The 14,767-nt window shown below is 66.2% G+C and carries 11 protein-coding genes and 1 rRNA gene; 8 read left to right on the forward strand and 4 right to left on the reverse strand.

Going from position 1 to position 14,767, the window contains the following annotated elements:
* Positions 1–91: ribosomal RNA gene (gene rrf / locus QOL57_RS16990) — 5S ribosomal RNA — on the forward strand; the annotation flags it as partial.
* Between the two features lie 387 nt (positions 92–478).
* Here the strand turns inward: rrf and QOL57_RS16995 are convergent.
* Positions 479–2,194, reverse strand: coding sequence for a M28 family metallopeptidase (locus QOL57_RS16995; RefSeq protein ID WP_089238195.1), 1,716 nt, complete (start codon positions 2,192–2,194; stop codon positions 479–481).
* Positions 2,195–2,271: 77 nt separating this feature from the next.
* Positions 2,272–2,934, reverse strand: a complete 663-nt coding sequence (locus QOL57_RS17000) for a hypothetical protein (RefSeq protein ID WP_089238197.1) — start codon at positions 2,932–2,934, stop codon at positions 2,272–2,274.
* Positions 2,935–3,028: 94 nt separating this feature from the next.
* On the opposite strand from QOL57_RS17000, the gene QOL57_RS17005 reads away from it, so the two are divergent.
* Together QOL57_RS17005 and QOL57_RS17010 are read left to right on the forward strand one after the other, a co-directional pair.
* The gene (locus tag QOL57_RS17005) at positions 3,029–4,336 is read left to right on the forward strand and encodes a peptidoglycan DD-metalloendopeptidase family protein (protein WP_089238199.1); all 1,308 of its coding nucleotides are present in this window, start codon (positions 3,029–3,031) and stop codon (positions 4,334–4,336) included.
* A 107-nt stretch (positions 4,337–4,443) separates the two neighbouring features.
* On the forward strand, positions 4,444–6,021 hold the full coding sequence (locus QOL57_RS17010) for a S41 family peptidase (protein ID WP_283401538.1): 1,578 nt from the start codon (positions 4,444–4,446) through the stop codon (positions 6,019–6,021).
* Positions 6,022–6,107: 86 nt separating this feature from the next.
* Here the strand turns inward: QOL57_RS17010 and QOL57_RS17015 are convergent, their stop codons facing one another.
* A complete protein-coding gene (locus tag QOL57_RS17015; RefSeq protein WP_089238201.1) occupies positions 6,108–6,800 on the reverse strand; it encodes a rhomboid family intramembrane serine protease in 693 nt (230 codons plus the stop codon).
* A gap of 225 nt (positions 6,801–7,025) precedes the next feature.
* On the opposite strand from QOL57_RS17015, the gene QOL57_RS17020 reads away from it, so the two are divergent.
* The 4 genes from QOL57_RS17020 (at position 7,026) to QOL57_RS17035 (ending at position 10,709) form a co-directional block, all read left to right on the forward strand.
* On the forward strand, positions 7,026–8,453 hold the full coding sequence (locus QOL57_RS17020; protein WP_089238203.1) for an outer membrane protein transport protein: 1,428 nt from the start codon (positions 7,026–7,028) through the stop codon (positions 8,451–8,453).
* Between the two features lie 87 nt (positions 8,454–8,540).
* Positions 8,541–8,984, forward strand: a complete 444-nt coding sequence (locus QOL57_RS17025) for a hypothetical protein (protein WP_089238205.1) — start codon at positions 8,541–8,543, stop codon at positions 8,982–8,984.
* 71 nt (positions 8,985–9,055) lie between these two features.
* Complete coding sequence (gene pnuC / locus QOL57_RS17030; RefSeq protein WP_089238207.1) at positions 9,056–9,655, forward strand: nicotinamide riboside transporter PnuC; 600 nt, start codon at positions 9,056–9,058, stop codon at positions 9,653–9,655.
* A complete protein-coding gene (locus tag QOL57_RS17035; RefSeq protein WP_089238209.1) occupies positions 9,642–10,709 on the forward strand; it encodes an AAA family ATPase in 1,068 nt (355 codons plus the stop codon). Before pnuC ends, QOL57_RS17035 begins: the two co-directional genes overlap by 14 nt.
* Positions 10,710–10,797: 88 nt before the next feature.
* Here the strand turns inward: QOL57_RS17035 and putA are convergent, their stop codons facing one another.
* Positions 10,798–14,016 (reverse strand): bifunctional proline dehydrogenase/L-glutamate gamma-semialdehyde dehydrogenase PutA, encoded by a 3,219-nt coding sequence (gene putA / locus QOL57_RS17040; RefSeq protein WP_089238211.1) that lies wholly within the window; start codon positions 14,014–14,016, stop codon positions 10,798–10,800.
* Between the two features lie 273 nt (positions 14,017–14,289).
* On the opposite strand from putA, the gene QOL57_RS17045 reads away from it, so the two are divergent.
* Positions 14,290–14,766 (forward strand): DUF2244 domain-containing protein, encoded by a 477-nt coding sequence (locus QOL57_RS17045; RefSeq protein ID WP_089238213.1) that lies wholly within the window; start codon positions 14,290–14,292, stop codon positions 14,764–14,766.
* The last annotated feature ends 1 nt before the right edge of the window (position 14,767 follow it).

Raw genomic sequence — 14,767 nt, forward strand, 5'->3', positions numbered from 1 at the left:
CCACCCGATCCCATCCCGAACTCGGAAGTGAAACGTAGCTGCGCCGATGGTAGTGTGGCCTAAGCCATGCGAGAGTAGGTCATCGCCAGGGTTTACATCCAAAACCCCGCTGCTTACGCAGCGGGGTTTTTCTTTGTGCGCGAAAAACCAAGGGTAGTGCCGGCCGCTGGCCGGCAGATGCGTGGATGCGCCCGCCGCGTACGGCGCTGCCAACCAAGGTTGGCAACTACCAACGGCAGGGCTAGATGCGCACTTCACACACGCACTAAAGCCGCGGGGTTTTTCTTCAGGCGCAGGAAATACCCGATAGTGCCGGCCGCTGGCCGGCAACCACGTGCAGCGGCGTGAGGTTCATGGGGTTGCCGGCCAGCGGCCGGCATTACCGGAGCCCAGCATCACGCAGATGGCCGGCAGCCGCGCATGAAAAAGCGGCGCCCCAAAGGGCGCCGCTTTGTATACAGCTCAGCGACTGGCGGACTTACTTCGCCGTAGCGGCCGGTGCCTTGGCCTTCATCATCGTGTCGCGGGCCGCCTTGAACGGATTGCCTTCGTACCAGTTCGGCCAACGATCGCCGCCGGCCAGTTCCTTGCCGACGCCGTACATCAGCTGCAGGTCCTCGACCGTGCCATCCAGCTTCCAAGTGGCCGCGTCATACTCGTCCTTCGGGCCGTGGTAGCGGTTGGAACCGTAGTCGGCGGCCGCCTTGCGGCCCGCCTCGATGCCACCGTCGCGCAGGTCCTCGCCGCCGTCGGCATACAGCGCCGGCACACCCGCCTTGGCGAAGTTGAAGTGATCCGAACGGAAGTAGAAGCCGCTCTGCACCGAGGTCTCGCCGTGCAGGGTGCGATCCTGGGCTGCAGCCAGCGGCTTGAGGATGTCTTCCAGCTCGGAACTGCCGAAGCCGGTCACCGTCACGTCCTTGGCACGACCGGCCACCGACATCGCATCGATGTTGATGACACCGGCGATCTTGTCCAGCGGGAAGGTCGGGTGGGCGACGTAGTACTTCGAACCCAGCAGACCGGACTCTTCCAGGGTCACTGCCAGGAACACCACCGAGCGTTCCGGCTTCGGTTCCTGATGGGTCATGGCTTCGGCCACCTCAAGGATGCCAGCCACGCCGGTCGCGTTGTCGACCGCACCGTTGTAGATGTTGTCGCCCTGTTCGCCCTCGTGCTTGCCGAGATGATCCCAGTGCGCCATGTACAGTACGGCCTCGTCGGCGCGCTTGCTGCCAGGCAGTACACCCACCACGTTGCGCGACTGCTTCTGCGCGACCTTGCTCTTCAGGTCCACCGACGCGGTTGCCTTCAGCGGCACCGGCTTGAAGCCGCGCTTGCTGGCATCCTTGTAGGCCTGGTCCAGATCCAACCCGGCGCCGGCGAACAGCGCCTTGGCCGCGTCGGCGCTCAACCAGCCCTGCACCGGCAGGCGCGGTTCGGCGTCGTCCTTGGCCGGCAGGTCGTACTGCGGGCCCGCCCAGGAGTTCTTCACCACGTCCCAGCCGTAGGAAGCGCCCGCGGTGTCATGCACGATCAGTGCGGCGGCGGCACCCTTGCGCGCGGCTTCCTCGAACTTGTAGGTCCAGCGGCCGTAGTAGGTCATGCGCTTGCCGTCGAACAGCTTTTCGTCATCGACATGGAAGCCCGGGTCGTTGACGAACATCACCACCGTCTTGCCCTTCCAGTCCTGGCCGGCGTAATCGTTCCACTTCTGCTCGGGTGCATCCACGCCGTAGCCAACGAAGACGAGGTCGCTGGCATCGACCTTTACTTCTGTCTGGCCGGTACGGGTGCCCACCACCATGTCGGTGCCGAACTTCAGTTCGCGGGTCTTGCCGCCCTGGTTGAGCGTGAGCACGGTCGATTCATCGGCCGTGGTCTCGGTCATCGGCACGTCCTGGAACCAGCTGTCGCCGTTGCCGGGCTGCAGGCCGATGCGCTGCATCTGGTCGCGGATGTAGTTGACCGTCAGTTCTTCACCCTTGCTGCCGGGCGAGCGACCTTCAAACTCGTCTGAGGCCAGGGTCTTCACCATCTCGGCAAAGTCGGCGGCGTTGATCGCGGCTGAGAACGTGTGCGGGGCCGGCTTGGCGGTGCTGTCGGCGCTGGGCGCCGGCGCCGGGGTGTCTTCGCCTTTGCAGGCGCTGAGCGCGGCCGCAGCGGCCAGGCACAGGAGGAGTTTGCGGGGCATCATCGGTTCCTGGAAACACAAGGGACGGCCGCGCAGCAGGCGCGACCGGTATCTGGAGTATCGCCCAAGTCGCAGGCTCAGTCGGCCGGGGCGGTATCGCTATCGAAGGGGATCGGATCGGCGCCGGTGACCGCGCCGATGCGTGCACTGCGGTGGACATACAGCACCACTTCGCGCTCGAACAGCAGGCTGCCGCTGACCACTGCATTGGGGCCGATGATGACCCGCGGCTTGCGACTGGCCGTCAGCGAAACACTGAAGTTCGGCTTGCGCACATGCACACCGCCGCCGACCTGCGAGCCGATGCCGATGGTGATGTCGCCGTTGACGGTCTCCACGTCCTTGCGCACCCGGCTTCCGACCAGGCCGATGCCACCGTTGACGGTTTCCACGCCGCCCTCGATCTGGCTGCCCTGGTCGCTGAAGATGCTGCCGTTGACCGTGCTGACATCGCCATGGGCCGTCACGTCGCGGCCCATGCGGATACCGCCATTGACCGTCTCGATGCTGCCGGTGCGGGCACGATCGGCGACCTTGACGCCGCCGTTGACGGTGTCGATGCTGCCGGTTTCCACGCCTTCGCCGACACGGATGCCACCATTGACGGTGTCCAGCTTGCCGTAGCGCTGGCCCGGATCGGCGCTGATGCTGCCGTTGACCTTGCTGACGTCCGCCTGGGCCCAGGCCGGGCCACTGGCCAGCGCAATGCCCAACAGCAGCGGAATGGAGAGAGCTTTCATGGGAACCTCGTTGTTGTGCGGCTGGCAGGCCGCGTGCGGAGATGTCACCATTCCCCGCACGTCTCCGCATCTGCCTGAAGTCACTGGAAAGCCCTTGCGCAACAACGTCTCCCCCTCACGCCGGCATCACATCGCCAACCTGCGCGGTGGACGTTGCCTGTTGCTGGGAATGGCGCTTGCCCTGGCGCTGCCATTGCCGGGTGCGGCGCAGACCGCTTCGACCCGCGAGGCCGAGCGCAAGCTGCAGAAGCTCCGCACCGAACTGAAGGGCGTGGCGCAGGAGCGCCGGCAGATCGAGGGCCAGCGCGGACAGGCGTCGCAGCAGTTGCGCGAGGCCGATGAAAAGGTCGCACGCAGTAGCCGCACGTTGGCCCAGACCGAATCGGCGTTGCGTGAGCAGGCCCAGGCGCTGGCCCAGGCCGAACAGCGGCGCAATGCATTGCAGTCCAACCTGGCAAAACAGAATCGCGAACTGGCGGGCCTGTTGCGTGCCGCCTACCAGCTTGGCAACCACGCCCCGCTGAAGCTGCTGCTTTCGCAGGACACGGTGGCCGATGCCAACCGTGCGCTGGCTTATCACCGCTACCTGCAACGCGAGCGTGCGCAGCGCATCACCACGCTGACGGCCGATCTGAAGGAGCTGGAGACACTGCAGACGCAGATCGCCCAGCGCCAGCAGCATCTGCAGGGTACCCAGCGGGAACAGAAGCAGCAGGTCGCCACGCTCGCGTCGGACCGTCGCGAACGCGCGCAGACCGTGGCCTCGCTGGAAGAACGCTTCAAGGACAAGCGCGAGAAGGAACAGGCACTGGGCCAGGATGCCAAGGCGCTGGAAACCCTGTTGGCCAACCTGCGCGCTGCTGCGGCCCGTGCCGAGGCCGAGCGCCGTGCCGCCGCCCGCAAGGCTGCCGCCGAGAAAGCCGCCGCCGAGCGCGCGGCCCGACAGGCGGCCGCAGCTGGCCGCCCGCCGCCGCCGCCGACCAAGGTTCCCCCGGCGGTTGCCTCGGCGCCAGCGCCGAAGGTCGGTGGCCTGGGTTGGCCACTGTCGGGCAATCTGCTGGCCCGCTATGGCGGCAAGCTGCCGGACGGCCGCACCAGCAGCGGCGTGTTGATCGGCGCACCTGCCGGAAGCACCGTCACCGCTGTGGCCGACGGCACCGTGGTGTTCTCCGATTGGATGACCGGCTACGGCATGATCCTGATCGTCGACCATGGCAATGGCTACATGAGCCTGTACGCCCACAACGACACCCTGCTGAAGGATGCCGGCGCGCGGGTCAGCCGTGGCGATGCGGTGGCCAAGGTCGGCAACTCCGGTGGCCAGGGCGTGACGGCGCTGTACTTCGAGCTGCGCCGTGGTGGGCAACCGGTCAATCCGGACAGCTGGCTGCAGCGGCGCTGAATTCCGGCTGGCCGCACGAGGCCGGATTCAACGGGAATTTAGCCACGCTTCGCGCATAATCGGTGCATGTGCCTTGGGCACGATGCCATCGTCGACAGGAGTGATCCATGCGCGCAGCCCGTACCGCCACCCTCTTGCTGGCTCTGTTGCCGGCCCTGTCCTGGGCCCAGCAGACCGCCCCCGTTCCGCTGAAGGAAACTCCCGGGAAGGCGGCGAGCAGTGAGGAGGCGGTGACCTCGAAGGTGCCGCTGGACGATATCCGCCGCTTCGTGGCCGTCTACAACGCGGTGCGCGCGGCCTATGTCGATCCGGTCGATGACAACAAGCTGATGCAGTCGGCCGTGCGCGGTCTGCTGCTCGACCTCGATCCGCACAGCACCTACTTCAACAAGGAAGATGCAGAGGCGTTCGACGAGCAGGCCAACGGCGCTTACGAAGGCATCGGCGTCGAGCTGCAGCAGCAGCCGGACAACGCCAGCATGAAGGTGATCTCGCCGATCGACGACACCCCGGCGGCCAAGGCCGGCATCCTCGCCGGTGACCTGATCATCGCCATCGATGGCAAGCCGATCAGCGCGATCGATGCCAGCGAACCGCTGCGTGGTCCGGCCGGCAGCAAGGTGGTGCTGACCATCGTCCGCGATGGCAAGCCCAAGCCGTTCGACGTCAGCCTGACCCGGCAGACGATCCGCGTGACCAGCGTGCGCAGCCGCCTGCTCGAGCCGGGCTATGGCTACATCCGCCTGAGCACCTTCCAGGCCGACACCGGCTCTGATTTCCAGAAGCACCTGCAGCAGCTGCAGAAGCAGTCCGGCGGCAACCTCAAGGGGCTGGTGCTGGATCTGCGCAGCAATCCGGGTGGTCTGCTGACCGCTGCCGTGCAGGTGGCCGATGACCTGCTCGACAAGGGCAACATCGTCAGCACCCGTGGCCGCATCAGCATCAGCGATGCACGCTTCGACGCCACCCCGGGCGACCTGCTGAAGGGGGCGCCGGTGGTGGTACTGGTGGATGCTGGTTCGGCCAGTGCATCGGAAGTATTGGCCGGTGCGTTGCGCGACAACAAGCGCGCGCGCGTGATCGGCAGCCGCACCTTCGGCAAGGGCTCGGTGCAGACCGTGCTGCCGCTGGACAACGGCGATTCGGTGAAGCTGACCACGGCACGCTATTACACGCCCAGCGGCAAATCGATCCAGGCCACCGGCATCGTGCCGGAAGTGGAACTGAAGGCCGCACCGCGTCCGGAAGACGAGGCATTGCCGGCCAGCCTGAGTGATTACAGCGAAGCAACCCTGCCGGGCCACCTGCGTGGTGACGAGGAAGGCACCGAGGGCTACCACGCAGGCGCCGTGCTGCCGGGCGATGGCCCGATCAACGACGCGCTGGCCGAGCTGAAGAACCCGGGTTCGGTGGCGGCGCGCTTGAAGGCAGAAGCCGCGAAGGCCGAAGCGGACAAGGCAGCGAAGGCCGCCGCCAAGCCTGCGCCGAAGGCGGAGCCCAAGGCTGAAGCGAAGCCTGAAGCGAAGCCTGAAGCGAAGCCTGAAGCGAAGCCTGAAGCGAAGCCTGAAGCGAAGCCGGAAGCGAAGCCGGAAGCGAAGCCTGAAGCGAAGCCGGAAGCGAAGCCGGAAGCGAAGCCGGAAGCGAAGCCGGAAGCGAAGCCCGCAGAGATCCCGGCCACGCCTTGATTCTGTAGATTCGAGCCATGCTCGACTGATGTTCGAACGTCGCCCGAGCATGTCTCGGGCGTTTCGCAGAACGCGGCAAGCGGACGCTAGAACCCGTGCCGCTTACGCAGTCGCCGTGCGATCGCCGCGCGCACGTACATGCCGTACACCACGCCGAACACGAAGCCGCCGATGTGCGCCCACCAGGCGACCATGCCGAAGGTCGGGCCGATGTAGGCGAACACCACCTGCAGCCCCGCCCATACACCGATCAGCAGATAGGCCGGGGCGCGCACGAATTCCAGGAACAGCCCCAGCGGAATCACCACGCCCAGGCGCGCGCCGGGGAACAGCGCCAGATAGGCGCCGATCAATGCCGACACCGCACCACTGGCGCCGATGATGATCTGGTCCGGGCTGCCCATGGTGTAGATCGCAACCAGGTTCGAGATCGCCCCGCCCACCAGGAACAGCAGCAGCAGCCGCCACGGGCCAAGCACCCGCTCGGCCGGCAGGCCGAAGATCAACAGGAACACCAGGTTGCCCAGCAGGTGCGACCAGTCGGCGTGCAGGAACAGGGCGGTGAACAGGCGCAGCACGCTGCCGTCCTGCAGGGTCGCCCACCAGTCCAGCGGGTGGGTCAGGCCGGTGGACAGGGCGCCCCAGTCCAGCCACAGGCTTCCGCGGGCGTCGTCCGGGCGCGAGATCGACCACAGGAATGCCAGCCACAGTGCCGCAAACAGCACGGGTGTAGCCCAGCGCAGGGTCGCCTTCTTGCGCGAGGGGAGGGAGACGAACATGGCATAAGCCTAGCGCGAGGGCGCTTTTGGCGGGGAAAGTCCTGTTCAGCTTTTGCGGCGAAAAAAGCGCCGCCGCTGTTATTGTTTCATTAACGGCTCTGGGTAATACTCGCATACGGCGTCGTATGTCGGGAGGGGAATCCGGCGCGCTTCGAAGGGCCATCCGGCCTGACGGGCGCAGGCGCACTCAGAGCACCATCACCGCTTACCGGAGAGAGAACTACGATGCAAACTGCTTCCACCATTGCCCGCCTGACCCTGCTGGCCGTCGGCGTTGCCGGTGCGCTGGCCGCCGCCGATGCCAACGCCGCCGCTTTCCAGCTGAAGGAAAACAGCGCCAAGGGCCTGGGCCGCGCCTTCGCCGGTTCCACCTCTGCCGAAGGCGATGCCTCGGTGGTCGCCACCAACCCGGCCTCCATGCGACTGCTGGAAGGCACCCAGATCCAGGGTGACGTCAGCGCCATCAGCTTCGGCGCCAAGTTCCGCGGCGAAGGCCGCTACGCCAACGGCGCTCCGATTTCCGGCGGCAACGGCGGCGACGCCGGCATGATCGCTCCGGTTCCGGCCGCGTACTTCCACGTGCCGTTCGGCGAGAAGGACAACATGCACTTCGGCGTGTCGCTGACCGTGCCGTTCGGCTTCAAGACCGAATACGACCGTGACTGGGTCGGCCGCTACAACGGCGTCAAGACCGAACTGCAGGCCATCGACCTGGGCGCGGCCTTCTCCTATGACGTCAACCCGTACCTGTCGTTCGGTGCGTCGGTGTTCGCCGAGCGCCTGAATGTCGACCTGACCAGCGCTGTCGATACCGGTACCGCCATCAACGCCAGCGCACAGCAGCGCGCTGCCGCCGCTGCACTGGCTGCCGGCCGCACCCCGGCCCAGGCCCAGGCCGCCGCACAGGCTGCTGCGCGCCAGGCTGCACAGCTCGGCTTCTCGCCGGGTACCGCTGATGGCTACCTGCGCATCAAGGGTGACGAAGTCTCCATCGGCTACACCCTGGGCATGACCGTCAGCCCGGTGGAAGGTACCAACATCGCCTTCAGCTACCGCTCGGAAGTCGAACACAAGATCACCGACGGCAAGGCCGACTTCACCATCCCGCAGAACGCCGCCGCCTTCCTGGCCAGCGCCGCACCGGGTACCTTCATCGACAGCAATGGCCGGGCGACCATCACCCTGCCGGCCAGCGCCACCGTCAGCTTCACGCACCGCGTGAACGACCAGTGGAAGATCATGGCCGACGTGTCGCGCACCGCATGGAGCAAGTTCGACGAGGTGCGCGTCGACTATGACTCCAACCAGCCGGACAGCGTGCTGCCGTTCCACTACCGCGACACCACCTTCGCTTCGATCGGTACCGAGTACCGTCTGAACGAGCAGCTGACCCTGCGTGGCGGTCTGGCGTACGACCAGACCCCGACCACCGACGCCCACCGTGACGTCCGCGTGCCGGATACCACCCGCAAGTGGCTGTCGCTGGGCCTGACCTGGGCGCCGTCGGAGAAGATGGAGTACAGCGTGGGCTACACCCACCTGTTCACCAAGGACCCGAACGTCAACTCGACCTCGGCAACGGCCAACACCGTTACCGGCAAGTACAAGGTCACCGGCGACGTGCTGGCTGCGTCGATGCAGTACAAGTTCTGATTCGGGCAATCGCCTGAAGCAGTACGAAGGAGGCCCCGCGCAAGCGGGGCTTCTTTTTATCCGGGGATCTGCTGCGACAATGGCTTCATGACCGATCGCCGATACCTGAAGAAGATGACCCGCTACTGGGCTGCGGAAGAGGCCAAGGCGAACGCGATTCTGGATCGCGTGCTGGAGTCGGAATGGTTCGACTACTGGCACACGCATCTTGACTGGATGGGGCGCGGCAATCGCCATGTCAGTGACCGAATCGCCGTTGCCGCAGGGCTACTGCGGCTGCTCGAGCGGGCTGTGACGAGCGGGCGGGAGGATGTGCAGTGTTGGGTGACGCTGGCGCCGGATACCGGTCAGAGTGCGCTGTTCCTGCATTCGCCGAATCCTCAGGGAACACCATGGCCGCATCCGTTCGATGGGGTGACCTGGGATACCGCCCTGCCTGACTGGCTTGCGCCGTTGCTCTCTACCGGCCTGCAGCCAGGGCGCTGGGGAAGCGGAGAGAGCCAGCAGTTGCTGGTGCGCGTGCGCGCTTGATTTCCATCCACGCATGGCGTGGATCTACTGGCACAATCACGCAAGGCGCGGATCTACGCGACAATGGCGCGATGAACCTGTCCGACCCGAACTTCCAGCTGGAGCTGGCCGCCAACATCGCCGTTGCCGGCTCGATCCTGCTGGCCGGCCGCAACAACGTGCATACGTGGTGGCTGGGTATCGTCGGCTGTGCGCTGTTCGCCGCCGTGTTCGAGCGCTCGCACCTGTACGCGGACATGGTGCTGCAGTTCTTCTTCGTGGTCATCAGCGTGTTCGGCTGGTGGCAATGGCTGCGTGGCGACCATGGCGCGCCGCTGCCGATCACCCGCTTGCCTGCACGCGCGTGGAGCTGGCTGCTGCCGTTGGCGGTGCTGGCAACCTTCGGTTACGGCTGGATGCTGACCCGCCTGACCAATGCCTATGCGCCGTATATCGATTCGGCGGTGCTGGTGTTGAGCGTGATCGCGCAGATCCTGATGATGCGGCGCAAGCTGGAATCGTGGTGGGTATGGCTGCTGGTCAACACCATCGCGGTGCCGCTGTACTACAGCCGTGGCCTGCATCTGACGTCGATCCTGTACGTCGGCTTCTGGATCAATGCGCTGGTGGCATTGCGCCACTGGCGGCACCTGATGCGGGACGAGGCCAGGGCGGCCGATGTTGTTGCCTGAGCGCGCTGCGCGAGGCCTGGTGGTTGGCAAGTTCTGCCCGCTGCACCTTGGCCACGAGCGCCTGATCGAATTCGCCTCTACCCGCTGCGCGCAGTTGCTGGTGATCGGCTGGTCGCAACCGGGCTTTGCCGGCTACAGCACAGAGCGCCGCGAACGCTGGCTGCGCGTGCGCTTTCCGCAGGCCACCATCGTGGTACTCGATGATGCGCGTCTGGCGGCGATGTGCGAGCAGCAAGGCGTACCGGTACGCGAGCTGCCGCAGGACAAGGACGACGAGCAGGTGCAGCGCGCGTTTACCGCATGGCTGTGCATGACGCTGTTCGGTGGACCGGTGCAGGCGGTGTTTACCGGCGAGGACTATGGCGACGGCTTCGCGCAGGCGCTGGCTGCGCACTTCGGCGCACCGGTACGCCACGAGCGCCTGGAGCGCACCCTGGATATCGGGCAGGCCTGCGGGACCCAGTTGCGCGCCGATCCGCATGTGCACCGGCACAGCCTGTCAGCTGACGTGTATGCGGCCTACGTGCAGCGCGTGGCCTTCATTGGTGGCGAGTCCAGCGGTAAGACCACACTCGCACAGGTGCTGGCCGAATGCCTGGGCACGGCATGGGTGCCGGAGTTCGGACGTACGTTGTGGGAGCAGCAGGGCGGTGAGCTGCAGGTGCAGGATCTGCTGCGCATCGCAGTGACCCAGCCACAGCACGAGGACCAGGCCGCGCAACATGCGCATCGTTGGCTGTTCTGCGACACCACGCCATTGGTGACGCTGGGCTACAGCGGCTGGATGTTCGGCACAGCGCCCGAACCGCTGCAGCGGGCCGCAGCGCGTGCGTACGACCTGCTGTTCCTATGCGCCCCGGATATTCCGTTCGAGCAGGATGGGACACGGGTGGGGCAGGAATTCCGCATGCAGCAGCACGCGTGGTATCTGCAGCAGCTGCAGGCGCGTGGGGTCGACTACGTGTTGCTGGAAGGCGATCTGGAAACGCGTATCGCGCGTGTGCAGGCGGAGCTGGCAAAGCGTGCGGACAACCGGTTGAGCGTAACGGCGTGATCGTCGCCGGGCATGGCCCGGCGCTACCGGCAATGCACAAAAAACCCCGCTTTCGCGGGGTTTTTCGTTTACCGCATGACGCCTGGAATCAGTCGCCCAGGGTCAGCAGCGAGGCGTTGCCGCCGGCGGCGGTGGTGTTCACCGTGACCGTCTTCTCGGTGGCGAAGCGCAGCAGGTAGTGCGGGCCGCCAGCCTTCGGGCCGGTGCCGGACAGGCCTTGGCCGCCGAACGGCTGCACGCCGACCACCGCACCGATCTGGTTGCGGTTGACGTAGACGTTGCCGACGTGAACACCGTTGCTGATGCGGTCGACGGTCTCGTCGATGCGCGAATGCACGCCCAGGGTGAGGCCGTAACCGGTTGCATTGATCTGGTCGATTACCGCGTCGAGCTGGTCGCCCTTCCAGCGGATCACGTGCAGCACCGGCCCGAAGATCTCCTTCTGCAGCTGGCCCAGATCCTTCAGCTCATACGCACGCGGTGCGAAGAAGGTGCCGTTGGCGGTTTCGGTGGACAGTTCGGCAGCCGCTATCAGGCGCGCCTCGCGGTCCATGCGCACGGCGTGGTCCTGCAGGATCTGCAGTGCGTCGGCATCGATCACCGGGCCCACGTCGGTGGACAGCAGGCCGGGGTTGCCGACCTTCAGTTCCTTCATTGCGCCGGCCAGCATGGTCATCACCTTGTCGGCGATGTCGTCCTGCACGAACAGCACGCGTGCAGCCGAGCAGCGCTGGCCGGCGGAGGTGAAGGCCGAACCGATTGCGTCCTTGACCAGCTGTTCCGGCAGCGCCGAGGAGTCGGCGATGAAGGCGTTCTGGCCACCGGTTTCGGCGATCAGCACACCGATGGCCGCATCGCGTGCAGCCATCGCGCGGTTGATCGCACGGGCGGTGTCGGTGGAGCCGGTGAAGGCCACGCCGGCCACGCGCGGGTCGGCGGTCAGCGCGGCACCGACGGTGGCACCGTCGCCCGGCAGGAACTGCACCACCTCGGCCGGCACGCCGGCATCGTGCAGCAGCTTCACCGCGTAGTAGCCGATCAGGTTGGTCTGCTCGGCCGGCTTGGCGATGACGCTGTTGCCGGCGGCCAGTGCCGCAGCCACCTGGCCCAGGAAGATCGCCAGCGGGAAGTTCCAGGGGCTGATGCAGACGAACACGCCGCGGCCATGCAGCTGCAGTTCGTTGGATTCACCGGTCGGGCTGGGCAGCTTCTCGGCGTGGCTGAACTGCTCGCGCGCCTGCTTGGCGTAGTAGCGCAGGAAGTCCACCGCTTCGCGCACTTCGGCGATGCCGTCGGGCAGGCTCTTGCCGGCTTCCTTCACGCACAGCGCCATGAATTCGGGCATGCGCGCTTCCAGCTGGTCGGCGGCGTGCTCGAGGATGGCGGCGCGGCTGGCGGCCGGTGTGCGGTTCCAGGCCGGCTGCGCAGCCACGGCATTGGCCAGCGCCTTCTGCACGGTGGCGGCATCGGCGGCCTGCCACTGGCCGACCACTTCACGGGTGTCGGCCGGGTTGGTCACCGGCAGCGATGTGCCGGTCGGGTTCGCGCCCGGCACCAGCGGTGCGGCCTGCCAGGGCTTCACTGCAGCGTTGAGCTGCTCGGCCAGGGCGCGCAGTTCGTTGTCGTTGGCGAGGTTGGCGCCCATGGAGTTCTTCCTGTCGTGGTTCTGGCTGCGCAGCAGGTCAACTGGCAGCGGGATCTTGGGATGCGGAATCGATTCGAACGAGGACACCATCTCGACCGGATCGCGGACCAGGTCGGCGATCGGCACGCGCTCGTCGGTGATGCGGTTGACGAAGCTGGAGTTGGCGCCGTTTTCCAGCAGGCGACGCACCAGGTACGGCAGCAGGTCTTCATGCGAGCCGACCGGGGCGTACACGCGGCACGGCAGGCCGAGGCGGTCGGCCGGCACCACTTCGGCGTACAGGTCGTCGCCCATGCCGTGCAGCTTCTGGTGCTCGTACACGCCGCCGTTGGCGATGCTGCGCACTGCGGCAATGGTGTGCGCGTTGTGCGTGGCGAACATCGGGTAGATCGCGTCGGCATGGGTAAACAGGCGCTTGGCACACGCCAGGTAGGACACGTCGGTGTTCTGCTTGCGGGTGAACACCGGGTAGCCGGCATAGCCTTCGATCTGTGCGCGCTTGATCTCGGCGTCCCAGTAGGCGCCCTTGACCAGGCGCACCTGCAGGCGACGACCGGCGCGGCGGGCCATGTCGGCCAGGTGGTCGATCGTGTACGGGGTACGCTTCTGGTAGGCCTGCACGACCACGCCGAAGCCATCCCAACCGGCCAGCGAGGCATCGCCGAACACCTGCTCGATGATGTCCAGCGACAGTTCCAGGCGATCGGACTCTTCGGCGTCGACGGTACAGCCGATGCCGTAGCTCTTGGCCAACTGCGCCAGTTCCAGTACGCCGGGCACCAGGTCCTTCAGCACGCGCGCGCGCTTGGCGTGTTCGTAGCGCGGGTACAGCGCCGACAGCTTGATCGAGATGCCCGGTGCGTTGTTGACGTCGCCATCGGCACGGCCACCACGCGCCTTGTGGTCACCACCGATGGCGTGGATCGCACGACGGTAGTCTTCCAGGTAGCGCAGGGCGTCCTTCATGGTCAGAGCGCCTTCGCCGAGCATGTCGAACGAGTAGCGGTAGCTGGCGCTGTCGCCCTTGTGCGAGCGTGCCAGCGCTTCGCTGATGGTGCGGCCCATGACGAACTGGTGGCCCATGATCTTCATCGCCTGGCGCACGGCCAGGCGTACCACCGGCTCACCGACGCGGCCGACCAGGCGCTTGAACGCGCTGGGCGCATCGGCGCGGGTGGCGTCGTTCATCTGCACCAGCTTGCCGGTCAGCATCAGGCCCCAGGTGGAGGCGTTGACCAGCACCGAGTCGCTGCCGCCCAGGTGCTTTTCCCAGTCGGCATCGGCCAGCTTGTCGCGGATCAGCTTGTCGGCCGTCTCCTGGTCCGGAATGCGCAGCAGCGCTTCGGCCACGCACATCAGCAGCACGCCTTCCTCGCTGCCCAGGTCGTACTGGCGCATGAAGGCTTCGATCGCGCCCTGGTCCTTGGCGCGCACGCGCACGCGGGCGACCAGGTCGGCGGCCAGCGCCTGCACCTTGGCCTGCTCGTCGGCCGGCAGGCGTGCCTGCTCCAGCAGTTCGCGCACATGGCTGGCCTCGTCCTTCAGCCAACCATCGGTGATGGCCTGGCGGAACGGGTTGGGGGGCGCCGGCAGTTCCGGCGACAGCAGCGCCGAGGGACGCGGAGCGTCGCTGGCGGCAATGGGAGAGGAAGGTGCGTTCATGCCGGTCCGGCCAGTGGAAAACTTGGCGATTTTAATCATTTTTTCGACTTCAGGAAGGCCCGCGCAGCCACCTTCATGAACGCTGATAGCCCCTAGCGGTGGTGGATTCAGCGTGTTCAGCAAAGTCGGGCCATTTTGTGCCGAATTCGTCATCCGCGCCGTTGTGGTCATGCTGTGTTGCAGCATCGGAAAAAGTGTGAATGCACCCTTGCTACCGGCGAGAGGGCAGGGCTACCATCAAGACGTTTCCCGCGGCAGGAACGCGGTTGCGACATGATCGAGGTGCTTACAGCTCCGGATGGGTCAGGTACGCAGCTGCGACTGCGTCCCCCACGGGCGCTCGATGCCCGGCAGTTCGTCCTGTTGTTTGCTGTGTTGTCGGGAGTGATGTGGCTGGTGTCCGCCTTCGGGTGGGTGGCCGGCAACGCATTCGCCCCCCTGTTCGCGCTGCTGTACAGCCTGTTGCTGGCAGCCGCGTTGCGCGCGTTGTGGCGCAGCGGTGAACGGCAGGAGGAGATCCGGGTAGTGCCGGCGTACGTGGAGGTCATCCCCGTGCCCGGTGGATCGCCGGTGTTCCGGGCTCATCCGCATTGGGTGCGCCTGCTCACCGACGACCAGAGGGTCCGGCTGGCATCCAGCGGCCGGCAGGTGGAGGTGGGGAGTTTTCTCGCGCCGGCCGAACGTCAAACGCTTGTTGAAACGCTTGAAGATTTGCTCGCCGCCAGCGATGGCGGCAACCGACGACGCTAAG

The organism is Stenotrophomonas sp. yr243 (assembly GCF_900184195.1).
GTDB classification, from domain to species: Bacteria; Pseudomonadota; Gammaproteobacteria; order Xanthomonadales; family Xanthomonadaceae; genus Stenotrophomonas; species Stenotrophomonas lactitubi.

Bases quoted from the DNA above. Each gene is read 5' to 3' on its own strand.
- QOL57_RS16995 (WP_089238195.1), bottom strand. From the start codon at position 2,194: ATGCCCCGCAAACTCCTCCTGTGCCTGGCCGCTGCGGCCGCGCTCAGC.
- QOL57_RS17000 (WP_089238197.1), bottom strand. From the start codon at position 2,934: ATGAAAGCTCTCTCCATTCCGCTGCTGTTGGGCATTGCGCTGGCCAGT.
- QOL57_RS17010 (WP_283401538.1), top strand. From the start codon at position 4,444: ATGCGCGCAGCCCGTACCGCCACCCTCTTGCTGGCTCTGTTGCCGGCC.
- QOL57_RS17015 (WP_089238201.1), bottom strand. From the start codon at position 6,800: ATGTTCGTCTCCCTCCCCTCGCGCAAGAAGGCGACCCTGCGCTGGGCT.
- QOL57_RS17020 (WP_089238203.1), top strand. From the start codon at position 7,026: ATGCAAACTGCTTCCACCATTGCCCGCCTGACCCTGCTGGCCGTCGGC.
- QOL57_RS17025 (WP_089238205.1), top strand. From the start codon at position 8,541: ATGACCGATCGCCGATACCTGAAGAAGATGACCCGCTACTGGGCTGCG.
- pnuC (WP_089238207.1), top strand. From the start codon at position 9,056: ATGAACCTGTCCGACCCGAACTTCCAGCTGGAGCTGGCCGCCAACATC.
- QOL57_RS17035 (WP_089238209.1), top strand. From the start codon at position 9,642: ATGTTGTTGCCTGAGCGCGCTGCGCGAGGCCTGGTGGTTGGCAAGTTC.
- putA (WP_089238211.1), bottom strand. From the start codon at position 14,016: ATGAACGCACCTTCCTCTCCCATTGCCGCCAGCGACGCTCCGCGTCCC.
- QOL57_RS17045 (WP_089238213.1), top strand. From the start codon at position 14,290: ATGATCGAGGTGCTTACAGCTCCGGATGGGTCAGGTACGCAGCTGCGA.